At 47.2% G+C, this 25,188-nt stretch carries 20 protein-coding genes and 2 pseudogenes; 13 read left to right on the top strand and 9 right to left on the bottom strand.

Features of this window, described 5'->3' with window-relative positions; translation table 11 throughout:
• Nucleotides 1-101: 101 nt before the first annotated feature.
• Both trpS and KI655_RS16080 read right to left on the bottom strand, forming a co-directional pair.
• On the bottom strand, nucleotides 102-1,124 hold the full coding sequence (gene trpS / locus KI655_RS16085) for a tryptophan--tRNA ligase (RefSeq protein WP_285407089.1): 1,023 nt from the start codon (nucleotides 1,122-1,124) through the stop codon (nucleotides 102-104).
• 262 nt (nucleotides 1,125-1,386) lie between these two features.
• Nucleotides 1,387-2,715, bottom strand: coding sequence for an anaerobic C4-dicarboxylate transporter (locus KI655_RS16080; protein WP_150868458.1), 1,329 nt, complete (start codon nucleotides 2,713-2,715; stop codon nucleotides 1,387-1,389).
• Nucleotides 2,716-3,138: 423 nt separating this feature from the next.
• On the opposite strand from KI655_RS16080, the gene KI655_RS16075 reads away from it, so the two are divergent.
• From KI655_RS16075 to KI655_RS16035, 9 genes are all read left to right on the top strand, one after another.
• Complete coding sequence (locus KI655_RS16075; protein ID WP_285407086.1) at nucleotides 3,139-3,798, top strand: HAD family phosphatase; 660 nt, start codon at nucleotides 3,139-3,141, stop codon at nucleotides 3,796-3,798.
• 194 nt (nucleotides 3,799-3,992) lie between these two features.
• Nucleotides 3,993-4,619: an HD domain-containing protein gene (locus tag KI655_RS16070; protein ID WP_285407231.1), complete on the top strand. Its 627-nt coding sequence runs from the start codon at nucleotides 3,993-3,995 to the stop codon at nucleotides 4,617-4,619.
• A 65-nt stretch (nucleotides 4,620-4,684) separates the two neighbouring features.
• Nucleotides 4,685-5,371: a DNA-3-methyladenine glycosylase I gene (locus KI655_RS16065; protein ID WP_150868454.1), complete on the top strand. Its 687-nt coding sequence runs from the start codon at nucleotides 4,685-4,687 to the stop codon at nucleotides 5,369-5,371.
• 233 nt (nucleotides 5,372-5,604) lie between these two features.
• Complete coding sequence (locus KI655_RS16060; RefSeq protein WP_032553512.1) at nucleotides 5,605-6,339, top strand: GntR family transcriptional regulator; 735 nt, start codon at nucleotides 5,605-5,607, stop codon at nucleotides 6,337-6,339.
• A 421-nt stretch (nucleotides 6,340-6,760) separates the two neighbouring features.
• Entirely contained in the window at nucleotides 6,761-8,206 is a 1,446-nt protein-coding gene (gene xdhA / locus KI655_RS16055; protein ID WP_285407083.1) for a xanthine dehydrogenase small subunit, read from the top strand.
• Nucleotides 8,199-10,589 carry a xanthine dehydrogenase molybdopterin binding subunit gene (xdhB, locus tag KI655_RS16050; RefSeq protein ID WP_285407081.1) on the top strand — a complete coding sequence of 797 codons (2,391 nt, stop codon included), beginning with the start codon at nucleotides 8,199-8,201 and terminating at the stop codon, nucleotides 10,587-10,589. Before xdhA ends, xdhB begins: the two co-directional genes overlap by 8 nt.
• 120 nt (nucleotides 10,590-10,709) lie before the next feature.
• Complete coding sequence (gene xdhC / locus KI655_RS16045) at nucleotides 10,710-11,588, top strand: xanthine dehydrogenase accessory protein XdhC (RefSeq protein ID WP_150868448.1); 879 nt, start codon at nucleotides 10,710-10,712, stop codon at nucleotides 11,586-11,588.
• 59 nt (nucleotides 11,589-11,647) lie between these two features.
• Nucleotides 11,648-12,982: a guanine deaminase gene (guaD, locus tag KI655_RS16040; RefSeq protein WP_285407080.1), complete on the top strand. Its 1,335-nt coding sequence runs from the start codon at nucleotides 11,648-11,650 to the stop codon at nucleotides 12,980-12,982.
• Nucleotides 12,983-13,299: 317 nt separating this feature from the next.
• Nucleotides 13,300-14,178 carry an AEC family transporter gene (locus KI655_RS16035; protein WP_150868444.1) on the top strand — a complete coding sequence of 293 codons (879 nt, stop codon included), beginning with the start codon at nucleotides 13,300-13,302 and terminating at the stop codon, nucleotides 14,176-14,178.
• Between the two features lie 15 nt (nucleotides 14,179-14,193).
• Here KI655_RS16035 and KI655_RS16030 read toward each other — a convergent pair whose 3' ends face one another.
• From KI655_RS16030 to puuE, 7 genes and pseudogenes are all read right to left on the bottom strand, one after another.
• Nucleotides 14,194-14,910: a hypothetical protein gene (locus tag KI655_RS16030; RefSeq protein WP_285407077.1), complete on the bottom strand. Its 717-nt coding sequence runs from the start codon at nucleotides 14,908-14,910 to the stop codon at nucleotides 14,194-14,196.
• 228 nt (nucleotides 14,911-15,138) lie between these two features.
• Nucleotides 15,139-15,441, bottom strand: a pseudogene (locus KI655_RS24180) (hypothetical protein); the annotation flags it as partial.
• A gap of 87 nt (nucleotides 15,442-15,528) precedes the next feature.
• Nucleotides 15,529-16,470: pseudogene (locus KI655_RS16025) on the bottom strand (urate hydroxylase PuuD); the annotation flags it as partial.
• Nucleotides 16,471-16,484: 14 nt separating this feature from the next.
• Complete coding sequence (locus tag KI655_RS16020) at nucleotides 16,485-17,045, bottom strand: ureidoglycolate lyase (protein WP_285407074.1); 561 nt, start codon at nucleotides 17,043-17,045, stop codon at nucleotides 16,485-16,487.
• Between the two features lie 14 nt (nucleotides 17,046-17,059).
• Nucleotides 17,060-18,046, bottom strand: a complete 987-nt coding sequence (gene alc, locus KI655_RS16015) for an allantoicase (protein WP_032553522.1) — start codon at nucleotides 18,044-18,046, stop codon at nucleotides 17,060-17,062.
• 122 nt (nucleotides 18,047-18,168) lie between these two features.
• Nucleotides 18,169-18,684, bottom strand: a complete 516-nt coding sequence (gene uraD, locus KI655_RS16010; protein ID WP_032553523.1) for a 2-oxo-4-hydroxy-4-carboxy-5-ureidoimidazoline decarboxylase — start codon at nucleotides 18,682-18,684, stop codon at nucleotides 18,169-18,171.
• Nucleotides 18,685-18,761: 77 nt separating this feature from the next.
• Nucleotides 18,762-19,676, bottom strand: a complete 915-nt coding sequence (gene puuE / locus KI655_RS16005; protein WP_285407071.1) for an allantoinase PuuE — start codon at nucleotides 19,674-19,676, stop codon at nucleotides 18,762-18,764.
• Between the two features lie 398 nt (nucleotides 19,677-20,074).
• Between puuE and uraH the strand changes: the two genes are divergently transcribed.
• The 4 genes from uraH (at nucleotide 20,075) to KI655_RS15985 (ending at nucleotide 25,164) form a co-directional block, all read left to right on the top strand.
• On the top strand, nucleotides 20,075-20,428 hold the full coding sequence (uraH, locus tag KI655_RS16000) for a hydroxyisourate hydrolase (protein WP_285407069.1): 354 nt from the start codon (nucleotides 20,075-20,077) through the stop codon (nucleotides 20,426-20,428).
• A gap of 195 nt (nucleotides 20,429-20,623) precedes the next feature.
• Entirely contained in the window at nucleotides 20,624-21,967 is a 1,344-nt protein-coding gene (locus KI655_RS15995; RefSeq protein ID WP_032553527.1) for an NCS2 family permease, read from the top strand.
• 228 nt (nucleotides 21,968-22,195) lie between these two features.
• On the top strand, nucleotides 22,196-23,623 hold the full coding sequence (locus tag KI655_RS15990) for a nucleobase:cation symporter-2 family protein (protein WP_285407066.1): 1,428 nt from the start codon (nucleotides 22,196-22,198) through the stop codon (nucleotides 23,621-23,623).
• Nucleotides 23,624-23,811: 188 nt separating this feature from the next.
• The gene (locus tag KI655_RS15985) at nucleotides 23,812-25,164 is read left to right on the top strand and encodes an 8-oxoguanine deaminase (protein ID WP_285407064.1); all 1,353 of its coding nucleotides are present in this window, start codon (nucleotides 23,812-23,814) and stop codon (nucleotides 25,162-25,164) included.
• The last annotated feature ends 24 nt before the right edge of the window (nucleotides 25,165-25,188 follow it).

The following is a 25,188-nucleotide window of genomic DNA, read 5'->3' as shown; positions in this document are numbered from 1 at the left end:
AGGTGGTATTCAATGAGGCTCGGTATGAGCCTCATTGGTTTTGGTCGTAAGCTGTCGAAGTTACTGGTTTTCAATGCATGATTAAGATGCACTTGCGACTTTCAGAAGATATTTAGCCCAAATACATCCTTTACATCGAACAGAACTTTGGCTGTTTTTTCTCTGGAACGCTGACTACCGATAGATAAGATTTCCAACAGCTGAGCTTTGTCATCAAGGTACTCAGCCCTGCGATCTCTGATAGGGCGAAGCATCTCTTGTAGACACTCTTCCAAGACTTTCTTGGTCGTTCCATCACCTAACCCTCCACGTCGATAGTGCTCTTTAAGCTGCTCTACATCATTCTTATCTGGATGGAACGCATCAAGATAAGTGAACACCACATTTCCTTCGACGGTACCCGGGTCCTCTACTCTTAGATGATTAGGATCTGTGTACATTGATTTGACGGCTGTAGAGATCTCTTTCTCACTCGCGCCTAAATTGATGGCATTACCCATCGACTTCGACATCTTGTTCTTTCCATCAGTACTGGGTAAGCGCGGAGCATTACTGAGCAATGGTCGGCACTCATTCAAAACAGTACGCCCTGCTAAGCCGTTTACTTTTCTTACGATCTCATTGGTTTGTTCTAACATCGGCAACTGGTCATCTCCTACAGGCACTAATGTTGCGTTAAAGCCCGTAATGTCCGCCGCTTGAGAGATTGGGTAAGTTAAGAAACCTGCCGGAATAGAACGTTCAAACCCTTTGTTTTGAATCTCACTTTTCACTGTAGGATTGCGTTCTAATCGACTGATAGAAACAAGATTGCTGTAATACATGGTCAGCTCTGCAAGCGCAGGAACTTGTGATTGAAGACAGATGGTGGTTTGCGAAGGGTCAATGCCAACAGCTAGATAATCAGCCACCACGTTTAGAATGTTGGAAGAGACTTTACTTGGGTTATGCGCGTTATCCGTTAAGCCTTGCATGTCTGCGACCAGAATCGTCTGCTCATGCTGTGATTGTAAAGCCACACGCTGCTTGAGTGAACCCACGTAATGACCCAAGTGCAGAGGGCCTGTGGCTCTGTCACCAGTAAGGATAATGTCTTTTGTATCAGTGTGTTGATTGGTTTTCATAATGGTATCTCCTAGTAAAAATAAACCGCTACTGGAGATACAAAAAGAGATGACATTCTTAGCTACCTACCAGCAGCTTAAGAATGTAAGAATCCCGCGCCGCTCTAATTAGAGCGCCACCAGATAATGAATGATGAAGGTGTAGGATTCGTTTGCATTCATTCAATCTAACAACAACGCTTTATAAACTCAACCCGTACAACGCATAAAAAACAGCGCCTTAATCAGCGCTGTTTTTCTTATTAAATCATTGATATTTATATCAGCCGATGAACACCTTAGCTAACACGTAGCCTAAGCAACATGCACCGACTACACCAATCAAACCGACGGACATGAATGAGTGGTTGAAGTACCACTTACCAATCTTAGTGGTACCAGAAACATCGAAGTTCACCGTTGCGATGTCTGATGGGTAGTTCGGGATGAAGAAGTAGCCGTAAACCGCTGGCATCAAGCCGATAAGTAGTGCTGGGTCTAACCCTAGGCCAAGGCCAACAGGGAGCATCATACGGGCAGTAGCTGCTTGCGAGTTCACCACAACCGATACGATGAATAGCGCCAGTGCAAACGTCCATGGGTAGTTAGTTACCATTTCCACGATGCCCGATTTGAACTGAGGCATGGCGTATTGGAAGTAAGTATCTGACATCCAAGCGATACCAAAGATAGCGATCGCCGCCACCATGCCTGATTTAAATACCACACCATTTGGCACGTCACGCGGATCCGTTTTGGTCGCCAGCAAGATGATACCGCCGAAGCAGAGCATCATCATTTGGATGATCACCGACATCTTGATTGGCTTTTCACCGTCTACAATGGTTCTGATCTCTGGCACCATGGCCACAATAACGATCACTACAATTGAAAGTAGGAAGATCAATACTGCGTTGCGAGCCGACGTTGGTAGCACTTCATCTAAAGAAGTAGCAGTAGTGCTCTCAATGCGCTTTTTCCACTCAGGATCTTTTAGTCGCGCTTGGTAATCAGGATCGTCATTTAGCTCTTTACCGCGCTTCAAGCTATACAGAGACAGCAACAACGTACCAAACAAGGTTGCAGGTACGGTTACAAGCAAGATAGACAATAAGGTAATTGAGTGTTGAATATCAGACAGCTGCGCTAAGTAGTAAACCACTGCTGCTGAGATTGGAGATGCTGTAATCGCCAGTTGTGAGGCTACAGACGCTGCTGCCATTGGACGCTCTGGACGGATGCCATTTTTAAGCGCCACATCACCGATGATAGGCATAATTGAGTAAACCGCGTGGCCTGTACCCAATAGAAATGTCATCGAGTAAGTCACAAACGGCGCTATCAAGGTCACGCGTTTCGGGTTCTTTCTTAGCACCCTCTCTGCCACTTGCAGCATGTATTTCAAACCACCTGCGGCTTCTAAGATGGAAGCACAGGTCACAACCGCAAGAATAATCAGCATTACAGTGACTGGTGGAGAGGTTGGCGGCATCTTGAAAATGAATACTTCAATCACCAAGCCAATACCAGAAACAACACCCAAACCAATACCGCCATATCGAGAACCGATATAGAGGACGACTAGCAAAAATAGAAACTCAAAATACAACATAAGCTACCCTACCTAAAACATGGAATAGGGATATTTTCTCTGTATGTTCAATGATTTACTCATCACTAGGTCACACTCTTATTGACCATTCTAACGGATTGTTTTTTATCAGATTATGGTCACGATAACAGGGCAATAAGTATCTAGATTGTGATCATTTCTCTTCATCATGACGTCGATTTGTTATGCACACTGATGTTGATTGTTTCTTTTAGAACGGGGGAATCTATAAAATTCACCCATCAGATCTAATCGTTATTAAAGCAATGATATGCATATGAGTTTTCTGGGTAATTAAGGGAACATTTAAACCGAGTTGTCATAGTTTGGAACGTTAATTCACAGAGCTTTAACTCGCCTAAGTTATTGGGGTATGTCAAAATAGCCGCCCTCAGCAAAGACGATGGTACAAGAACCGCAACTATGAAATTCCAAGCAGCAATTTTTGATATGGATGGCCTACTTCTCGATACCGAGCGCCTGTGTATGCAGATATTTGAAGAAGCCTGCCAAGCACAAGGGGTCCCTTTCCTAAAAGATGTTTACCTCGGCATTATCGGCTGCAATGCTAAAACCATCGAGCAAATATTTCGTAACGGTTACGGCGAAGACCTCGACTACCCAGCCCTCAACAATGAGTGGCGCACTCGCTACAGTGCAATCGTGAAAAACCAAGCGATTCCAGTAAAAGAGGGCGTGATTGAACTGCTAGAGTGGTTAAAGTCAAACAACATTCCAGCTGCAGTTGCGACTTCAACACAACTGGATATCGCCAAGAAGAAACTTGAGTTAGCAGGGTTAGATTCTTACTTCACTTCTCTAAGCACTGGCTGTGAGGTAACGAATGGCAAGCCACACCCAGAGATCTACCTATTAGCGGCAGAACGTCTTGGCGTTGCACCAGAATCATGTCTGGCATTTGAAGATTCCAACAACGGCATCCGCGCTTCTATGGCAGCGAATATGATCAGCTTCCAGATCCCGGATTTGGTCGAACCGTGTGAAGAAGTAAAAGCACTCGGCCACACCATTAGCCCATCACTACACGATGTGCTGACTCAACTGCAAAAAGATGCAGCCTAGAAGCCTTAAGCTAAACATAATTTGAAGCCGACCTTTGAGTCGGCTTTGTTGTATTTGGTGTTTCAGAAAACGATCTCGATAAGCTCAAACCTCAGAAACTAGAGCTTCAGTACAAAGCCCATAAGATTGCCTGTAAAACAGAGTCAGAAATGATTAGCATGACAACTCAATACCAATCAGAAAAAGAACCGAACGTGCTCGAACAGTTTGAAGATCAGATGCTTAACTTTGCAAAGCAAGAGATGACCCAAGATGCGGCTCATGACATCAGCCACATCAAGCGTGTCGTAAAAACAGCAAAATCCTTGTGTGCCCAAGAACAAGCAGAGCTTGAAGTTGTGCTACCTGCAGCCTATTTGCATGACTGCTTTACTTTCCCTAAGAATCACCCCGAGCGAGCGACAAGTTCAAAAGTCGCAGCCGACAAAGCGATCGCATTTCTCAAGTCAATCGAATACCCCGCTCATCATTTTGATGCGATTCACCATGCGATCGTTACCCATAGTTTTAGCGCGAATATCACGCCAGAAACCGTTGAAGCGCAGATCGTTCAAGATGCCGACCGTCTGGACTCTCTTGGGGCGATTGGCATTGCTCGCTGTCTGTTTGTCGGTCAGAGCTTTGATGCTGAGCTCTATAACCATGAAGACCCGTTCGCCGAGGAGCGTGATTTAGATGATAAACATTTCAGCGTTGACCACTTCTACGTGAAGCTGTTCAAGCTCGCACAGACCATGAATACCAAATCGGCCAAACAAGAAGCTGAGCGTCGCACCAACTATATGCGAGGATTCCTCGATCAATTAGCGAGTGAGGTGTAGCCCCCCTTTTCATCTGTAGATTAGTCCCCATATCATTAAAAACTCGAAGTAATTTGGAATCCGTTATGACCCAAGAAAAGTTTGAAACCATTTATCAAAGAGCGGCTCACCGTAAGGGTGGCGAAGCTGAACTTGAGAAGATCGTTCGCAAACCACTGACCCACGATGAACTGATGCAGATCGGTGATGATCGCTGGCTCGCTGCCTTTACAGAAAAAGTGTTTCAGTGTGGTATTTCTTGGAGTGTGGTGAGGAAGAAGTGGCCTCAATTCGAAGAGGTATTCTTTGAGTTCGATGTTGAGAAGATGCTGATGCTACCTAATGAAATGTGGGAGCAAAAAGCACAAGACCCACGCATTATTCGCCACCTGACCAAAGTCATGACGATCCCTGCGAATGCGATGATGATCCGCAACGCTCAGCGTGAATACGGCAGCTTCGCTCAAATGGTTGCAGAGTGGCCATCAGAACGCATTACCGAACTTTGGGATCACCTCAAAAAGCACGGTAAACGACTCGGTGGTAACACTGGTGCCTACACCCTACGTCAAATGGGTAAAGATACGTTTATCTTGTCGACAGACGTCGAAGCACACTTGCGCACAACCGGTGTTATCGACAGCGGACGCAACACCAAACGCGCTCAACAAGCCGCAAGTAACGCGTTTAATGAGTGGCAACAGCAATCAGGAAGAAGCTTGAGTGAGATAAGCCAAATTGTTGCCTACAGTGGCGGCGATAACCGCGTTTAACTGCTCACCAAACCACTATTTCGTCAAATCATATTGGTTAGATTTCATACTCGACGGCACAGTTTTTCAGGCAAGATGAAAACTGTGTCTCAATTGTTATCAGATATACGCAAACTCTCTAACCTACTGGCCTCTGGCAGTAGCATTGTATGGATAAGTGTATACAATATAGAGTAATACCAGTGCAATATGCTCAACAATCCCTATTCGACTAAACAAGGGCCTTTATCTCTATGACAGCTCTCAAAAACTCTGTCTCAAAAGGTGTAAAAACGAAAGTAACGGGTCAAACCCAAGATGACGTTGTTTACTGCCATATCTTCGATGCGATACTAGAACAAAGGCTGCCACCAGCCACCAAACTGAGCGAAGAAGCATTAGCAGAAATCTTCGGTGTAAGCCGTACCATCATCCGCCGTGCCTTACTACGTCTATCTTTAGAACAAGTTGTGGTTATTCGTCCAAACCGAGGCGCCGTGATTGCCGCACCAACGGTCGATGAAGCAAAACAGATTTTCAAAGCACGTGAAGTGATGGAATTGGCCATCACTGAACTTGCGGTTAAGAATGCCACTAAAGCTCAGATCGACGAATGCAGAAAACTGGTCGCGAAAGAGAACTGCGCCTTTGAACAGGGCGACTACGGTTCTGGCCTGCGACTGTCTGGCGAGTTCCATATTAAACTTGCTGAAATGGCAGAAAACGCGCCGCTACTGGCTTTCCAACGTAGCTTGGTCTCACAAACCTCCCTGTTGATCGCCCAGTACGAAACAGGTACTCATTCAAACTGTTCTCAAGACGAACACGAGCAGTTACTTGATGCCATCGAATCCGGTGATGAAGAGCAAGCGGTTGATTTGATGCGTGAACACTTGAGCCATATTCGCTCTAAGCTCAACCTAGACAGCAGCACCGCCTCTAGCGATCTTCATGTGGTTTTCTCTGATCTTCTCAAGAGTAAGTCCTAGTTCGAACGCTTGCTGAACAAGTTAAAATCCTCTTTAAAAGCGAGTTCTATACTCGCTTTTTTCATGCCTGAAACCAAAAGTCATACTCTCTCACGACTCATTTTCTGTGCTTTTTGCTCTCGTTCGTATCAAATTTTGCCCCAAAACGACGGCCGAATATTCACCAAAACCCTCCAATTATCCAAACATTATTTGTATACATAGAAGTAAATTCATTCACCTAGTTAAATCCTCAATTTCCAAATTTACTCAATTAAAAACAACAAATTAAAATAAAAAAATTATTGTATACAATCTTACTCAAAACCCCTTTGTTGCATTTTTGTAAATAAATAGTTGACCACAGGGTCAGGATGGATAATTATTGACCAAGAAGTCAAAAAAATTACACATGGAATATGTCGATATACAAGGAGGTCTCTTGATTACTTTTTTGCTCAATCAGGAAATAAGACACGAAGACAATCTGTCGCCGAATATGACCGTACTTAATTACCTGCGTACTAACGCCAAGAAGACAGGTACCAAAGAGGGTTGCGGTTCTGGCGATTGCGGTGCGTGTACTGTGGTGTTAGGTGAAGTGGTAGACGGGCAATTACAGTATCGCTCGGTAAACTCATGCTTAACGTTCGTTTCCGCTCTGCATGGCAAGCAACTGATCACCGTTGAAGATCTGCAAAGCCGAGATCGATCTCTGCACCCAGTTCAACAAGCGGTTGTGGATTTTCATGGTTCACAATGTGGCTACTGCACGCCGGGCTTCATCATGTCGATGTTTGCACTTGGCAAAAATAAACCGAATGCGAGCAAAGAAGATGTCATGGAATCCCTTGCGGGCAACCTGTGTCGTTGTACGGGTTACCGACCAATCATTGATGCAGCCATGTCTCTCTCCAGCGACCAACCCCTGATTGACCAATTCGCCGAGCTGGAACGCAAGACGATTGAAAAACTCGAAAGTATTCAAGATACCGAGGCTAACCTGCGCCTAGGTCACCTCACCGCATTCTCACCGAAAAGCATTGATGAACTAGCGAAACTGTATATCGCGCATCCAAAGGCCAAGTTAGTGGCTGGCGGTACTGATTTAGCACTAGAAGTGACTCAATTCCACCGCGAGATTGAGACCCTTATCAGCGTCAACCTTGTCGAAGACATGAAGCTGTGTGAAGAGACAGACACCGACCTTATCATCGGTGCCAACCTTCCAATCAGCGACGCTTATTCACTATTGAAAAAGCACTACCCAGACTTTGGCGAACTGCTTCATCGCTTTGCTTCACTGCAAGTACGTAACCAAGGCACTATTGGCGGCAACGTAGCCAATGCTTCCCCTATCGGTGATACGCCTCCACTACTGATTGCGTTAGATGCCAAGATCAAACTGCGTTGTGGTGATGAGTCGCGCACCATGCCGATCGAGGACTACTTTATCAGCTATAAAGTCACTGCTCAGAAAGAGAGTGAGTTTATCGAGCAGATCATCATACCTAAACCAAGCAGCGATAACTTCCGCGCTTACAAACTCTCAAAACGTCTAGATGATGACATCTCAGCCGTGTGTGGCGCCTTCGACATTCAGGTGGAAGAAGGCAAGATAACGCATGCTCGCATCGCCTTTGGTGGTATGGCTGCAACGCCTAAGCGCGCCGCTCGTTGTGAAAATACGTTATTAGGCAGCCCTTGGACAGACGCTACAATTAAAGAAGCGATGCAGGAACTGTATCAAGACTTCGAGCCACTCTCTGATTTTCGAGCGAGCCAAGAGTACCGCTCATTGTCGGCAGCCAATATGTTGCGCCGTTACTTCATTGAACAGCAAAACAAGCACAATCAAATCGAAACAAGGGTAACGTCTTATGTCTAACAAAAACAAACAGGCGATGACCCACGAAGAGATGGTGACTATCGCAAAACAAGATCTTAAAACTGGCGTGGGTAAAAGCGTTAAACACGACAGTGCACCAAAGCAAGTAACGGGCGAAGCGGTCTACATCGATGACCGTTTAGAGTTTCCAAACCAACTGCACGTCTACGCGCGCCTTAGTACTCAAGCGCATGCAAAAATCACTAAAATCGACGTATCGCCATGTTACGAATTTGAAGGCGTAGCTATCGCGATTCAAGCTAAAGACGTACCGGGTGAACTAGATATCGGTGCCATCCTTCCTGGCGATCCCCTACTCGCAGACGGCAAAGTCGAATTCTACGGCCAGCCAGTGATTGCTGTGGCGGCCAACGATCTTGAAACGGCACGCAAAGCCGCGCACGCCGCCATCATTGAATACGAAGAGCTGCCAGCGATTCTCGATGTGAAAGAAGCCTTAGCTAAAGAGCACTTCGTCACAGAGAGCCACACACAGCAACGTGGTGACTCGAAAGCGGCGCTTGCCAAAGCCAAACATGTGATATCTGGTGATCTCGAGATCGGCGGTCAAGAGCACTTCTATCTTGAGACTCAAGTCAGCAGCGTGATGCCGACCGAAGACGGCGGGATGATTGTTTACACCTCGACACAAAACCCGACCGAAGTACAAAAATTGGTTGCAGAAGTGCTTGGTGTGCCAATGCACAAAGTAGTGATTGATATGCGCCGTATGGGTGGTGGCTTTGGTGGTAAAGAGACTCAAGCAGCATCTCCTGCTTGTATTGCTGCTGTGATCGCGAGCTTAACTGGCCGACCAACCAAGATGCGCCTACTGCGTAACGAAGATATGCAGCAAACGGGCAAGCGACACCCATTTTACAATCAGTACACGGTCGGTTTTGACGACAACGGCGTGATTCAAGGTGCTGACATTACCGTTGCGGGTAACTGTGGCTACTCGCCTGACCTTTCAAGCTCGATTGTTGACCGCGCGATGTTCCATTCAGACAACGCCTACTACCTTGGCGATGCAACCGTGGTAGGACACCGCTGTAAAACCAATACTGCATCTAACACCGCTTACCGTGGTTTCGGCGGCCCTCAAGGCATGATGACAATTGAGCACATCATGGATGAGATCGCTCGTTACCTGAAAAAAGATCCATTGGAGGTACGTAAGGCGAACTATTACGGCGAAGAAGGCCGTAACGTGACCCATTACTACCAAACCGTTGAAGACAACTTTCTTCCTGAGATAACCGAACAGCTTGAACGCAGCAGTGACTACCACGCTCGCCGTAAAGAAATTGATGAGTTCAACAAGCAGAGCCCTATCTTGAAAAAAGGCTTGGCAATCACTCCGGTGAAATTCGGCATCTCGTTTACCGCAACTTTCTTGAACCAAGCTGGTGCGCTTATCCATATCTACACCGATGGCAGTATTCATTTGAATCACGGCGGTACGGAAATGGGCCAAGGCTTGAACATCAAAGTGGCGCAAATCGTTGCAGAGGAGTTCCAAGTCGATGTCGAACGTATCCAGATCACCGCTACAAACACAGACAAAGTTCCGAACACATCACCAACCGCGGCCTCATCGGGCGCCGACCTCAATGGTAAGGCCGCGCAGAACGCCGCAATAACGATTAAGCAACGACTGATCGACTTTGCAGCCTCGCACTTCAAAGTCTCGCAAGAAGAAGTGGTATTCAAGAACGGTATGGTACAGATCCGCGACGAGATCATGACCTTCAACGCGTTTGTCGAACTGGCTTGGTTTAACCAAATCTCGCTCTCCAGCACCGGCTTCTACCGCACTCCAAAAATCTATTACGATCACGAGAAAGCGCGCGGTCGACCGTTCTACTACTACGCCTACGGCGCGTCATGTTCTGAAGTGATCATCGATACGCTGACAGGTGAGAACAAAATTCTGCGCGTCGATATCCTGCACGATGTCGGGGCTTCATTGAACCCTGCTATCGATATCGGCCAAGTAGAAGGGGGCTTCGTTCAGGGCGCTGGCTGGCTCACCACCGAAGAGTTGGTATGGAATGAGCAAGGCCGCCTAATGACCAATGGCCCTGCAAGTTACAAGATCCCAGCGATTGCCGATATGCCGATCGATTTTAGAACGCATCTATTGGAGAACCGCAGTAACCCAGAAGACACCGTCTTCAACTCAAAAGCGGTTGGTGAACCACCGTTTATGCTGGGGATGTCGGTGTGGAGTGCGCTCAAAGATGCCATTAATTCAGTCGCCGTGGATGGGGCAATTCCGAAGTTGAATACACCCGCGACACCAGAGCGCATTCTGATGGCCGTTCAAGCTGTTTCAGAGCCCGCGAAGGCGTCAGTCGACACTGAGCAAGAGACGGCGTAGTGATTAACATCATCAAGCTGTGACAAACAAGTAACAAGGACACTCGCCAGTCCGCAGTATTGAGCAGGGAGCTCTTTAGACTGGCGTAAGAAGCATCAAGCTGGAGCTTTTGGAGGAAGTATGTTTAAGGATAATTGGATTCACGAACTGGCAAAACTGGAAGAGAACTACGAGCCGTGTGTCATGGTGACGGTTCTTGAAGATCGAGGTTCTGTGCCTCGTGATGCCGGAACAAAAATGCTGGTCACTCGCGATCGCATCATTGCGACCATTGGCGGCGGCCACCTTGAACATGTTGCGACTAAAATGGCGCGCGAGATGCTGATCGCCAGCGAAAAGTCTCTCAAAGTCGAGCGCTTCAACCTTGGTGCTCGCCTAGGCCAATGTTGTGGTGGAATGGCTACTCTGAGCTTCGAGCCGATTGGTACTCAACAGAACCATCTGGTGCTATTTGGTGCAGGCCATGTGGCTAAGGCGCTATTGCACATTGTCGCCACTCTGCCTTTCCGCGTAACGTGGATTGATGAGCGCGAAGAAGTGTTCCCTGAAACCTTACCTCAAGGCGTTAAAAAGCTTGTCACTGACGACCCAGTTGGTGAAGTGAAACAGATGCCACCAAACAGTTACTACCTAGTGATGACCCACAACCACCAGCTCGATTTCGACCTTGCTAAAGCCATCATTGACCGCGAAGACAGTCGTTACTTCGGCATGATTGGCTCACTAACAAAACGCAAGAAGTTCGATTTCCGATTGGAACAACGCGGCTATAACCAAGAGCAGATCAACACCATGATTTGTCCGATTGGTATTAGCGCTGTGAATGGAAAACATCCTGCAGAAATCGCGGTATCGGTTGCCGGTGAACTAATCGCACACTATCAGGGACAAGCGCTTGAACAGAAGCGCCCGACCCAACATTATCAAACTGAGGATCGTAACGATCCCAAGCAAACAAGCGATGTAGACGAACACCCTCTGGAAGAGAAAATCGCCTAACACAAATCGCAGACTCCAGTCGCCATAACGTGACTGGAGGGCATTAAAAGGAAGTAAACATGACAACGCAACGCAAAGCTTATCGCGCCAGTATTCTTCATAGCGTGGCCGACCCAAAGGATGTCGGTTTAGAAGAATCATATGAGTATTTTGAAGACGGTATTTTAGTGGTTGAGAATGGCCATGTGGTTGATTTGGGTAATGCCGATGATGTGCTTGCTCGTCAGCCGAAAACCCTCGATGTCAAAGAGTACAAAGATAAGCTGATCACCTCGGGATTTATCGATACTCATATCCACTACCCGCAAACCGGTATGATTGCATCGTATGGCGAGCAGCTGCTCGACTGGCTTGAAAACTACACCTTCCCAGAAGAGAAACGCTTTAAAAACCCAGTATACGCGCACAAGGTTGCGAAGCTATTTCTGGATGAGTTGGCAAGCAACGGTACAACCACAGCGCTGGTGTTCGGCACTGTTCATAAAGAATCGGTCAACGTGTTCTTTGAAGAAGCTGAGAGACGTAACCTACGTATGATTGCGGGTAAGGTGCTGATGGATCGCAACGCACCAGATTACCTAACCGATACACCAGAATCAGGCTATGCCGACTCAAAAGAGCTGATCGACAAGTGGCACAACCGTGGCCGCTTGCTGTATGCAGTGACACCGCGTTTTGCGCCAACGAGCACCCCGGAGCAACTGGCAACCGTCGGTAAACTGTTAGAAGAGTATCCAGATGTGTACATGCACACTCACCTTTCAGAGAACGAGAAAGAGATTGAGTGGGTGAAAGCTCTATTCCCAGAACGTGATAGCTACCTAGATGTATACGACCACTATGGCTTGCTGCACAAACGTTCGGTTTTCGCACATGGCATTCACTTGTCTGATTGCGAGTGTAAGCGTTTAGCCGATACTGAATCTGCTATCGCTTTCTGCCCAACCTCAAACCTATTCTTGGGTTCAGGTCTGTTCAGACTGCCTGAAATGGAAGAGCACGGAATCCGTGTTGGTATAGGTACCGATGTCGGCGCAGGTACTAGCTTCTCTATTCTGCAAACCATGAGTGAAGCGTACAAGATCATGCAGCTGCAACATAAGAAATTACACCCGGCTAAATCACTGTTCTTAGCCACATTAGGTGGTGCACGCTCTCTTCACCTAGAAGACAAAATCGGTAACCTGGAAGTGGGCAAAGAGGCAGATTTCGTGGTTCTGGATATGCACGCGACTCAGCTAATGCGCTTTAGAATGGAGCAAGCAACCAAGCTTGAAGAGAAGCTGTTTGTATTGATGAGTCTTGGAGATGACAGAACCGTCAGCGAGACATACATCTACGGTGAAAAGGCGTACGACGCTAATTTCAAAGAATATAAAAAACTCGTCAGTTAGGCTTAAAAGCGAGTAACACCTGCTAGGCAACAACGACAATCGTTGTTAATAATCCGTCCAGATTCGCCTAGCCTTCTATTCACCTCGACTTCTAGGACCAGTCGCACCGCAGCCTCTGGTCTTTTTTGTCGCAAGGTCTGTTAACCGAAAAAGGTCGAAGACTCTCATCAAATATAACTAAATCTCTACTGTGTGCTAAATGCCCACGACGTAAGCGATTTATGTTGGTAACTTAGGACACTTATGCACGTCGCTCAGCCTGCTTAATCCGTGTTGAGCATACCCTTAGTTTACCCGTCACTTAGAAAAGGAATTCTATGTTCGAGCAGGTTGTTGGCATTCTGTTTCCCGTTTTTGCGCTCGCTGCTGCTGGCTTTGCCGTGGGCCGTTGGCTCAAGCCGGACTTTAAGCCTATCAACCGCATCAATATGGACGTGTGTATCCCTGCTCTGGTGTTTGCATCCCTCGCAACCATGCCGCTCGATACTGAGCAAGTACCACTGATTACTGCCTCATTAGTGGCTGTATTAGTACCTGCAGTGTTAATGATTCCAATCTGTAAGATCTTTAAGCTCAACTTCAAAGCTTGGGCACCTCCACACATGTTTCGCAACAGTGGTAACCTTGCGATCCCACTATTCACCTATACCTTTGGTGACACAGCGCTGGCGCCAGCAGTATTGCTGTTCGTGGTTTCAGCCTGCATCCATATCAGTTTGGGTTTGGCACTATTAAGTGAAGGGAACCCGCTAAAACAGATCTTCAAGATGCCGATTTTCCTTGCCGCAGCCGTGGCAATGACGCTCAACTTATCTGGCGTCGCGGTTTGGAATCCGCTTTACGAAGCAACATCGCTACTTGGGCAAGCAGCCGTACCTATCATGCTGTTGTCGCTTGGCTCACAAATGGTCAACCTAAGGCTCAGCGGCCTTAAGGTAGGTTTACTATGCACGGCGCAATCTCTGTTCACCGGAGCCATCGCCTTCGGCATTATCTACTTCTTTATCCCGCTACCAACCCTGCAGCTTCAAATGATGGTTCTGTTCACCATGCTGCCACCAGCGGTAATGAACTACTTGTTTGCTGAACGCTTTAATGTGGAGCCACCTAAGGTTGCCTCTATGGTGCTGTTTGGCAACTTCTTAAGTATCGTGACCCTACCAATATTGCTGACGTTTGCGCTGTCGTTTGAGTAGGGTCTGCCGTTAAAACTAGAAGTAATACGCGGTGTTTAAACCCGCATTGGTTTGCAGCATAAACTCATCGATAGACATATCGACAAATAGATTCAGGTTGATGTTTCTCGTGAGCAAAACACCAACCTCGATACCGGCGTAACCGCCGAATACTTTCTCGTTCACATTCAAATAGTAGGTTTCAGTTATTGATGGGTTTCCTGGAGTCGAAACCGAATCATGCCACTCATCAATCCTGTGTGAGAATTGGTACTCAGACTGAGTGATCCCTAACTTTAGTTTCGATTTAACATATCGATTGACTTGGAACTCGCGAAAGCCTGCAAGCCTCAGTTGCTTCATTTCAACCATGTCATCCGATTGAGTTTCCAGCCAATACGTGAATGCTGGGCTGTCTGAAATATCGATAGTTTGAGATTCAGGGTCGACCGAGATGTCTTGGGTTCGATAACCGATTTCCGCACCCCAATCTCGATTAAACGACACTCCAGCACTAAACCCAGTAAAGAAGCCACTGCCAAAATCCGGGCGTGCAAGCTCTTCATTGAGATCATGAGGCGGAGAGGGAGGAAGAATATGGTCATGATCCGAGGACTGCCATACATCACTCTGGTTCGCGAATATTTGAGCGCTCCCACCCAGTTCAAAACTGATGTAGGGATTATTGAAAGATTGGGCATAAGAAGCAGTGCTTAACACACAGCAAGAGAAGATAACTAATTGTTTTATCATTATAATTCTTATATATAGCGAATTGAAGCGCAAACAATACACCACACCCTAAAGTGCATCAACACACATATCCGTACGACATCTCAAAAAATAGAATTAAGCCCATAAAACAAAAAGCCCCGGTATAGGAACCGGGGAAACAGGGTGGGACGAGTTTGGCGCGTGCCCGTATAACCAAACTCTCCCCAAGCCTCACCTAAGACTCACGCTCTTAGGTAAAGGATGCTGCTATTGAAGTTTCGCTCCTTGTGCTGCCCAATCACCGATAAGAGTACGTTCGTCATCCGTCATTTGGGTGAGGTTTCCAAGTGGCATGACTTTCGTTGTTACAGTTTGAGCGATGATTCTCGGTACGTTGGCTTTGATCTCTTCAGGTGTATCTAAGATCACTCCAGCTGGTGCTGCAGCAAAGGCAGCATGAGTCGGCGAAGCTGAGTGACACACCGAACAGCGCTCTTGAATGACCTGGTTGATGGTCTCAAAGCGAATACCTGCGTCCGAAGATGCTGTATCACTGGTAGTTGCTGTTTGCTGAACTTGAACACCATTGTCAGATTCCACAGCTCCTGTCGCAATTTCTTCCACGACTGGTATAGCCTCTGGATTGTTTTGCACTTGCTCAACCACTGGTGCTTTCGCAACGGGTGTCGGTGTCATCTGCTTTTTCGCGTAAGGTGAGGTCACGAACGCAAGCGTAATCATACCGAGTGCGGCGACTGGCACTGTCCAAGCAAACTTCTGACTGCCATGTCGGGTATTAAAGTAGTGGCGAACCAAGATACTGAATACCGCCAAACCAGCTAGAATCAACCAGTTGTACTCCGAACCATACGTGCTCGGGAAGTGGTTACTGATCATGATGAACAATACTGGTAGCGTCATGTAGTTATTGTGACGAGAACGCAGTAGGCCTTTCGCTGGAAGTGCTGGATCAGGTTCGCGCTTCTCTTCAATCGCTTTCACTAGGTTGCGCTGTGCAGGCATGATAACGCGGAATACATTACCCACCATGATGGTACCGATAATCGCGCCCACATGAATGTAAGCACCACGGCCACTAAACACTTGGGTCAAGCCGTAAGTCGCGGCCACCAGCAGGACGAACAACACAATACCAAGCAGTACTGGCGTCTTACCTAATGGAGAGTCACACAACAGATCGTAAATAAACCAACCAGCGACAAAAGAACCAATACCAATCGCGATTGCGGTAGTCGAATCAAGGCCTGAGCCCGGTGCAATCAGGTAAATCTCAGCGTTAAGGTAGTAGACAACCCCAAGTAGACACACACCTGTGATCCAAGTGAAGTAAGCTTCCCATTTAAACCAGTGAAGGTGTTCTGGCATCTCTGGTGGTGCCAGCTTGTACTTTTCAAGGTGATAGATACCACCACCGTGAATCGCCCATAAATCACCAGATAGGCCTGTTTTTGGGTTTACTCTGTTTAGGTTGTTTTCAAGCCAGACAAAGTAAAATGATGCGCCGATCCATGCGACACCAACGATCATGTGAATCCAGCGAATCGCCAAATTCAACCATTCTGTAATATGCGGATCCATAATAAACTCCTGTATCACAGCGCATTTTCAACGCGCTGATCTTCCTTATTGTTGTCCGTCGGCAGGTCTTCCAAGTGCAGTGCCACGAGGTCGCTATCAAAATAAACTTCATCACAGTTATGGCCTTCACCGCCTCTATCCACAATCAAGAACTGGTCTTGATCGGTAAGCGCGAGAACAGGATGGTGCCACACACCTTTGTGATAGTTCACTCCTTGACGACCGTTGCTGAGGAACGCTCGGCAGCTGGCTAATGTTGGATTTTCGCCCTTTGGCGCGACAACAATTAAATAGGGTTGACCAAGTAATGGAACGAATGCCTGAGAGCCAAGTGGATGACGCTCTAGCATCTCGATAGTCAATGGGTACTTCAGCGGAGTGGCCTGGAAGATGCTGATGATGGCTTCTCCACCTTGATCTTGCACATCCGTTGCCGCAAGCTTGTGGTAGCGACGAGTTGACCCATTGTTGATCATGAAAAAATCACTGTTATCAGACTCGATAACATCACCAAACTCAGCAAACGCTTGTTTGGTTAACGGTTCGATCACTAAACGACGTATTCCATTACTCATACTCTTTTCCTTACCTATTTCGCTTTGGTGCCAAATAGACGTAAACGGCTGATACCGCCATCTGGGAAGATGTTGGCACGTACGTGTGTCACCGCACCAAGATCGTTCACCTCGGAAATGAATTCATGAATATTGTGGGCAGACAGTTTTTGCGCCGGTAGAAGCTCACGCCAAAATAGACTTTGCGTCTCTACTTGGTCGTCGGTACCACCTTTTACATACGCCGCTTGAATTGAACAACTGTCTGGGAAGTTACCTTTAAAGTGCGCAGTATCAACAACGATACGTTCAATGTTGCCCGGGTGGCCTAACGCAACAATCACCCAATCGTTACCCGGTGTACGACGACGTGCTGTTTCCCAACCATCACCCATGTTTTCACCGCGGCCAGGGCCAAGAATGTTCGCTTTATTACCGTAGTGCTCATCACTACATGCCAGTGCGCGTCCGCCATGTTCAACCGCTGCAAGGTCAATTTGCTGTTGTGCATCAATCGCATCCCAATCAACGCTCGGGCGACCGTAAACACGAAGGCGCGCAACACCGCCATCTGGATAAATGTTTAGACGCAGGTGAGTAAATACTTGGTCACTTTCAATCTCTTCAAGGTGATGGTGGTCGCCTTGCAGGCCAATAGAGGGAAGGATCTCTTGCCACTCAGTAGAGTCTGTTGGCTCGCCTTGTGGTGAATAGCATGCATCAATCGATGCAGAAGGCGGGAAGTTACCTGTAAAGAATGAAGTATCGATATCAACACCCGCAATCGTGCCTGCTAGACCAAGGCGAATCACACAGTAGTCATAACCTTCGCCACGCTTACGGCGGCTTTCCCAACCGTCCATCCATTTACCGTTGTCATCGTATAGGTCATCTTTCCATACGGGTGCTGCGTGGCTGAGTAGGCGGCTTTTGTCGGCAAAGAAATCGTCCGTGGCGAAGATCGCTTCTGCACCGAGTTTTTCGTCTGCTAGGTTTATGTACTGTTCAAATTTATGGGTCATGTCCGTGTAATCCTATGAAATTAATCAAGTAATAATAAAATGAGAACTTAAAGGTTCAGTGGCTGACTACTCAGCATCCGACGCATTAAGCGAGTTCTGAAATAGCTGCTAACTCCGTTAACCTACATATCCCAGAGACGAAACATTGCGATCTTGTTGATCTCTTGTATCGCCGTAGCAAACTCAGTTTCACTATCATTTCCTAATCGCATCTCGAACGACTCAAGAATTTGGTAACGATTGGCTCCCTTTACCGCCATGATAAAAGGGAAGTTGAAGCGACTTTTGTAGCTGTTGTTGTAAGAAGTGAATTTTTCAAATTCTTCGGCGCTGCACTTATCGATGCCCGCCCCCGCTTGTTCCTTAGTAGACGACTCTGTGAGTTCGCCATTTACTGCTGCTCGACCGGCTAAGTCTGGGTGAGCATTGATCAAAGCCAACTGCTTGCCGTGGTCGGCTTGCAAAAGAGTGGATGCCATTTTCAAATGAAGATTCTCGATATGATCATCCTCTGCATTTAAGCCTTGGTCATACACTGCTTCGGCCACCCAAGGGCTGTGCTCGTACACATCTGCAAAATGGGCGACAAATTCATCGCGAGCCATTTTTGTGGGTTGGCATGATCGAAATACTGTCACTGTTAGCCTCCTTGCTATTGCTCTCTTTGCTTGTGTTGTTTTTATCGTTGTGAGTTGTTACTGCTTTTCCTAGTTCACTATCCCGCTTTATACGGATGGTGTTCATGCCAGTGATTGGCAATATCGATACGACGACATAGCCACACGCTGTCGTGTTGTTTTACGTAATCTAGAAAACGTCTCAGTGCCATGATTCGACCCGGACGCCCGACCAATCGGCAGTGAAGCCCAACCGACATCATTTTCGGTGCGGTTTCACCTTCCATATAAAGAGCATCAAAGGTGTCTTTTAGGTATTGGAAAAACTGTTCACCAGAGTTGAAGCCCTGCGCTGTCGAAAAGCGCATATCGTTCACATCTAGGGTGTAAGGGATCACCAGTTGAGGGTGCCCAGTCTCGGTATGCCAGTATGGTAGGTCGTCATCGTAGGCATCAGAGTCGTACAAAAACCCCCCCTCTTCTGCGACAAGTCGACGCGTATTTGGACCCGTTCGGCCTGTGTACCAGCCGAGTGGACGTTGGCCTGTCACTTGCTGGATGATCTCAATCGCTTTAACCATATGGTCGCGCTCTTCAGACTCATCAATATATTGATAGTCAATCCAGCGGTAACCGTGGCTACAGATCTCATGCCCCGCTTCCATCATCGCTTTGGCGACATCTGGATGACGCTCAATCGCCATAGCGACAGCAAAGACAGTTAACGGGATTTCATATTCATCAAACAGACGAAGTACACGCCACACCCCAGCTCGACTACCATACTCGTAGATCGATTCCATGCTGATATGGCGCTCGCCTTTGATCGGTTGTGCTGATGGGATCTCTGAGAGAAATGCTTCTGACTCATCATCACCGTGCAATAGACAACGTTCACCGCCTTCTTCGTAGTTCAATACAAAGGAGACCGCGACACGCGCATTACCCGGCCATTGAGGATTTGGAGGGGTAGCTCCATACCCAATCAAATCTCTTGAATAATCCTTATTCATCCAAGTACTCCTAACATAAGTGTTTGGCTTGGTGGCTCAGCTGTAAATTTCTTCTACAGGCTTAGACATAAGAGCAACCTCACCCCATACATTTATTGTATACAATAACTTATCTTAATGTAAAGATTTCGTTATTAAAGTTAAATTCACCACACTAGACCTTTAAATAACAACAACTTAAAATATCTTGGTGCAAGTTTATATTGATAATGCACAGAGTTAGTGCGTAAAAAAAGCGACTTAAAGTTAACATTTTTTCTACAATTGACTTTACTAATTGTATACAGTTCGTTCATAGTTAGTGCTGACAAAGTGAGCAGATATTGATTTTGTCAGGCAAAAAATCACAGATGAAACACAACAGAAGGACAGGACGCGACAACGCGCCGTGAAGGATTATGGGAAGATTAACAACACACGTTTTAGATACCACCCACGGCCTACCTGGAGCAGAAATCAAGGTAGAGCTTTACAAGGTAAATGAAGACTCAACTGAAAAATTGGCAACGGTTGTGACCAACTCCGACGGTAGAACCGATGCACCGATTCTTGCTGGTAGCAACTTCCTCCCTGGCAAGTATCAATTGGTGTTCTATGTGGCAGATTACTACAAAAGCAAAGGCGTCGAACTTGATGGCGTGCCTTTCTTAGACGATGTCGTGATTCGCTTCGGACTCGATGATCCGGATGCGCATTACCACGTCCCTCTTTTAGTATCCCCTTACAGCTTCTCGACATATCGCGGAAGTTAACCTCAAGCAATAACAAATAAAGGAAATTTAGCCGCACTTAATTTTTGCTAGGCCTTCGCTGACCACTTCTGTCAGCGAGCTTGGTCAGGCTTGTTCGTGCCCAAAAAAGAGAAATCACCTTAAACACATGAAACCTTAATATTGAAATCTTGCTGTATTCAATACATGGATCACAACATAAAAGGACTTGCTGACATGAGTGAGAGTAAAACTGAAATACTCAACCAAGATGCGAATAACGGAATTTTAGAGAAGTTTTTTAAAATTAAGGCCCACGGAAGCAGTGTAAAAAATGAATTGGTTGGTGGCGTGACCACTTTCGCAACCATGGCTTACATTATCTTCGTCAACCCACAGATCATGGCGGCATCTGGCATGGATTCTGGCGCGGTGTTCGTTGCAACCTGTATTGGTGCAGCGATTGGCTGTCTGTTAATGGGACTGTTTGCGAATTGGCCAGTGGGCCTTGCACCGGGTATGGGCCTCAACGCCTTCTTCTCGTTCACCGTGGTGAGTGAAATGGGTTACAGCTGGGAGGTAGCGCTTGGGGCGGTATTTATCTCTGGTGTGCTATTTGTCGGGATGAGCTTCTACAAGGTTCGTCAATGGATCATAGAGAGCATTCCAGAGAGTTTACGCTACTCCATGACCGCTGGTGTTGGTCTGTTCTTGGGCCTGATTGGTCTTAAAACCGCGGGCATTGTCGTCGAAAACCCAGCAACTTTGGTTTCATTAGGTGATTTCACCAAACCAGAAGCTCTGCTTGCTGCTATCGCATTCCTTATTATCGCGGTACTGAGTGAGCGTAAAGTCTTTGGTGCAGTACTGATTGGGATTTTGAGCGTAACGCTTATCGGTATGATGCTTGGTCTTGTGCAATACAATGGCTTCTTCGCTGCGCCGCCAAGCTTAGCGCCAACCTTTATGGCAATGGACATCGCAGGTGCACTCAATGTCTCTATGATCAGCGTTATCTTAGCCTTCCTCTTTGTAAACATGTTCGACACCGCGGGGACATTAATGGGTGTGGCAGAACGTGCACATCTAACTAACCCAGAAACAGGTAAAATCGAAGGTCTAAGCAAGGCACTTAAAGCCGACAGTATCTCAAGTGTCGCAGGGGCTTGTGTGGGTTGTCCACCAGTAACCAGTTACGTCGAGAGTGCTGCTGGTGTTGCAGCGGGTGCTCGTACTGGCCTTTCTGCCATTGTGGTTGGCGCGCTGTTCCTAGCTGCGATCTTCCTATCACCACTTGCTGGCATGATCCCGGCTTACGCGACGTCAGGCGCACTGATCTACGTAGCCTTTGTGATGATGAGTAGCATGCAACACGTTGATTGGAAAGACTTCACCAATGGTGCACCAGCTGCAATCACGGCGTTAATGATGCCACTCACATTCTCAATCGCGAATGGTATTGCGCTTGGCTTTATTACTTACACGGTATTAAAGCTGGCAACAGGCAAAACCAAAGATGTCTCTATCTCGATGTACTTCTTAGCGGCTATCTTCATCGCTAAATTGGTGTTCATTGGCTAATTTTCGGTTCATTAGTTAACCGCTATTGAGTCACGCACCTTGAACGCTTGGTTTATTAATCAAGCCAAGCGTTTCTATCAATTTTTAAGAAAGCTAACTGTGCGGAATCCACGGCGTGTTTAGACGCGCTCCCTCCGTGCACCTTTTTTATGACCCTACGCAGTTTGTAGAAGTCATTGTTTGACTGTCATTCGCTTGTGAACCTAAACACAAGCAGAGGAATATCAAATGAAACTTCTGTATACCCTAAATGAAAGACCCCCTCACGGGCTCACCCTCCTACTTGCTCTGCAACATATGCTGGCCTCTATTGGCGGCATCGTTGCAGTACCACTGATTGTTGGCGCATCCATTGGTTTGCCCAACACTGAAATCGTCTCGCTCATTAACGCGGCCTTGCTGGCATCGGGGATCGTCACGGTTGCCCAGTGTCTTGGCTTTGGCCCTATTGGTATTCGCTTACCCGTAGTGATGGGTTCTAGCTTCGCCTTTCTCGGTGTCGCGATATCTATTGGTAATGAAGGTGGCGTAAGTGCAATTATGGGCTCAGCCCTGATTGGCTCCTTCGTAGTGATTGCAGCCAGTTTTTACATGGACAAGGTGAGGAAACTGTTCCCTACCGTGGTAAGTGGTGTTGTGGTTACTCTTATCGGACTAACCATTTTACCGGTTGCCATGAATTGGGTCGGAGACTCGCCTGCCAATAGTGAACAATTTGCCACGCTACCGAAGCTCTTTTTGGCGCTGGTCTCGTTAGGTATTGTGGTTTGCGTCTCTGTTTATTGTAAAGGCGCAGTGGCTGCTTCAGCAATCGTGATCGGCCTTGCGGGCGGTTACATCGTGGCACTATCACTTGGCATGGTAAACCTCGACCAAATTAGCTCTGCTGCATGGATTGGCGGCCCTGAGCCTTTCAAATACGGCTTCACATTCTCAATGAGCGCCATCATTAGCATGAGCTTGGTGTACATCGTGGTTATCGCTGAAGCAACGGGTGACTTCATGGCGCTCGGCAATAACTGCCAAACCCAAGTCAGCGGTAAAGATCTTAAACGCGGTCTGTTAGGTGATGGACTTGGTAGTACGCTTTCATCGATTCTGACCGCTATGCCGCTCGCTTCGTTCAGCCAGAATGTAGGCATCGTCGGCATCACTGGGGTTGCTAGTCGCTATGTGGTTGCGGCAACGGGTGGTTTGCTGATCCTCGGAGGTTTGTTTCCGAAACTCGCTGCCATTGCTGTCACTATCCCTAAGCCAGTATTAGGGGGCGTGGGTTTTGTTATGTTCGGCATGATTGCCTACGCAGGTATTCGTATGTTAATAAAAGCTGCAGACACCAAACGAAACGCGTTAGTGATCTGTGTTGGTCTGGCTTCTGGACTTGCGGTAACGTTCGAACCACGACTGCTACAGCACTTACCTCATGATTTAGCGAACTTCCTACACTCTGGCATTACGACCGGGACAATCATGACAGTTTTACTGAACCTGATTCTACCTAAATCTTCACGTGCTGAAGAGCAAGAAGCACTCGCCGAAAGCCGAGCTCAAGTAAAGCTAGAGATGCAAGAACAAGCTGAAATACTAGAGCAGGAAGAGCACGCAGAACTACAGCAAAAAGAACAAACTGAAACAACAGAGGTTAAGGCAAATTAAACGCCTTACATTCGCTAGTGATTTCAGGCTTAACTGACTTAATGAGAAGTACGAACACTTACATCAGTTAAAGAAGCATACAGCAGTGAGTTGAAGAAACGCGCTGCTTTATAAACCCTTATCGTAAACAATACAAAACCAAAGACCCTCTTCCCTGAAAAGGCTGAGATGGCTAAGGACTATTATGAATGGAAACCATCTGGATTAAGAATCCACTCGCAATCTACACAGGTTCAAATACCGACGCACAAGGCGGACTCGTCGTCAGAGGCAATACCATTGTCGAGTTAGTAGGTAAGCACCAAGAACCAACTATCCCTGTTGACTATAGTGTTGATGCCTCGCGTCATGTTGTCACTCCAGGGCTGATTAACGCCCACCATCATTTCTATCAAACCCTTACTCGTGCCTACCCAGGCGCACTCAACAAAGAGCTTTTTCATTGGCTGAAAAGTTTGTACCCAGTTTGGGCAAACCTTGATGCTGAAATGATGAGCCTTGCCACTGAGCTGGCTTTGGTCGAGCTGATGATGTCTGGCTGCACCACTGCTTCCGATCACCATTACCTGCTTCCTAACGGGCTTGAACACGCGATTGATCTGCAAGTCGAAGCCGCAGAAAAGCTCGGTGTTCGAGCTATCTTTACCCGCGGTTCAATGAGTTTAGGAGAAGATGAAGGAGGACTACCTCCAAGGCACACCATCCAGACTGAGCAAACCATCATCGACGATAGCCAACGCTTGATCCGTGACTACCACCAGCGGAATGAAGGCGCGATGGTTCAAATTGCCCTTGCACCATGCTCACCATTCTCGGTCACCACAGATTTGATGAGGGAGACTGCTAGAATTAGTGAACGTGAAGGCGTGATGATGCACACTCACCTATGCGAGACCCTAGATGAAGAAGATTTCTGTATTGAGAAGTTTGGTTTGCGTCCGGTCGATTATCTCGAAGATGTGGGCTGGCTCAATGACCGAACTTGGTTAGCTCACGGTATCCACTTCAACCCAGAAGAGATAAAACGGCTAGGGGCGGCTGGCGTTGGCATCAGCCATTGCCCAACATCGAACATGATGCTTGCTTCAGGCATATGTAAGAACAACGACCTTGAAGCCGCTGGGGTGAAAGTCGGTCTCGGTGTTGATGGTTCGGCCTCGAATGATGGTTCGAATATGATTGCCGAAGTGCGAATGGCGATGTATCTGCAAAGGCTGCAGTACGGCTCCGCCAATGTCTCGCACTTTGATGCTCTGCGCTGGGCAACATCTGGGTCTGCACGCGCAATGGGTCGCACCGATATCGGTACTCTTGAGATTGGCAAACAAGCCGATATCGCTATGTTCAAGTTTGATGATATTCGTTTCTCTGGCAGTCATGATCCGCTCGCCGCACTGCTTTTGTGTGGTGCCCAGCAGGCAGATAAAGTAATGATAGCCGGACAATGGCGTGTCAACGATGGCGCAGTGATAGGTGTCGATATGGAACACCTCATGCACCGCCACCACGCCGCCGCAATGAGGCTTGGTAAGTTGCGATGAATAGCTAGAGTTTATCTCTTTTTC

It is taken from the genome of Vibrio sp. D404a (assembly GCF_030248535.1).
Taxonomy (GTDB): domain Bacteria; phylum Pseudomonadota; class Gammaproteobacteria; order Enterobacterales; family Vibrionaceae; genus Vibrio.
The sequence above is the reverse complement of the archived record's forward strand: the minus strand, read 5'-3'. Positions and strand labels throughout refer to the sequence as shown.

Bases quoted from the DNA above. Each gene is read 5' to 3' on its own strand.
- trpS (WP_285407089.1), bottom strand. From the start codon at position 1,124: ATGAAAACCAATCAACACACTGATACAAAAGACATTATCCTTACTGGT.
- KI655_RS16080 (WP_150868458.1), bottom strand. From the start codon at position 2,715: ATGTTGTATTTTGAGTTTCTATTTTTGCTAGTCGTCCTCTATATCGGT.
- KI655_RS16075 (WP_285407086.1), top strand. From the start codon at position 3,139: ATGAAATTCCAAGCAGCAATTTTTGATATGGATGGCCTACTTCTCGAT.
- KI655_RS16065 (WP_150868454.1), top strand. From the start codon at position 4,685: ATGACCCAAGAAAAGTTTGAAACCATTTATCAAAGAGCGGCTCACCGT.
- KI655_RS16060 (WP_032553512.1), top strand. From the start codon at position 5,605: ATGACAGCTCTCAAAAACTCTGTCTCAAAAGGTGTAAAAACGAAAGTA.
- xdhB (WP_285407081.1), top strand. From the start codon at position 8,199: ATGTCTAACAAAAACAAACAGGCGATGACCCACGAAGAGATGGTGACT.
- xdhC (WP_150868448.1), top strand. From the start codon at position 10,710: ATGTTTAAGGATAATTGGATTCACGAACTGGCAAAACTGGAAGAGAAC.
- guaD (WP_285407080.1), top strand. From the start codon at position 11,648: ATGACAACGCAACGCAAAGCTTATCGCGCCAGTATTCTTCATAGCGTG.
- KI655_RS16035 (WP_150868444.1), top strand. From the start codon at position 13,300: ATGTTCGAGCAGGTTGTTGGCATTCTGTTTCCCGTTTTTGCGCTCGCT.
- KI655_RS16030 (WP_285407077.1), bottom strand. From the start codon at position 14,910: ATGATAAAACAATTAGTTATCTTCTCTTGCTGTGTGTTAAGCACTGCT.
- KI655_RS16020 (WP_285407074.1), bottom strand. From the start codon at position 17,045: ATGAGTAATGGAATACGTCGTTTAGTGATCGAACCGTTAACCAAACAA.
- alc (WP_032553522.1), bottom strand. From the start codon at position 18,046: ATGACCCATAAATTTGAACAGTACATAAACCTAGCAGACGAAAAACTC.
- puuE (WP_285407071.1), bottom strand. From the start codon at position 19,676: ATGAATAAGGATTATTCAAGAGATTTGATTGGGTATGGAGCTACCCCT.
- uraH (WP_285407069.1), top strand. From the start codon at position 20,075: ATGGGAAGATTAACAACACACGTTTTAGATACCACCCACGGCCTACCT.
- KI655_RS15995 (WP_032553527.1), top strand. From the start codon at position 20,624: ATGAGTGAGAGTAAAACTGAAATACTCAACCAAGATGCGAATAACGGA.
- KI655_RS15990 (WP_285407066.1), top strand. From the start codon at position 22,196: ATGAAACTTCTGTATACCCTAAATGAAAGACCCCCTCACGGGCTCACC.
- KI655_RS15985 (WP_285407064.1), top strand. From the start codon at position 23,812: ATGGAAACCATCTGGATTAAGAATCCACTCGCAATCTACACAGGTTCA.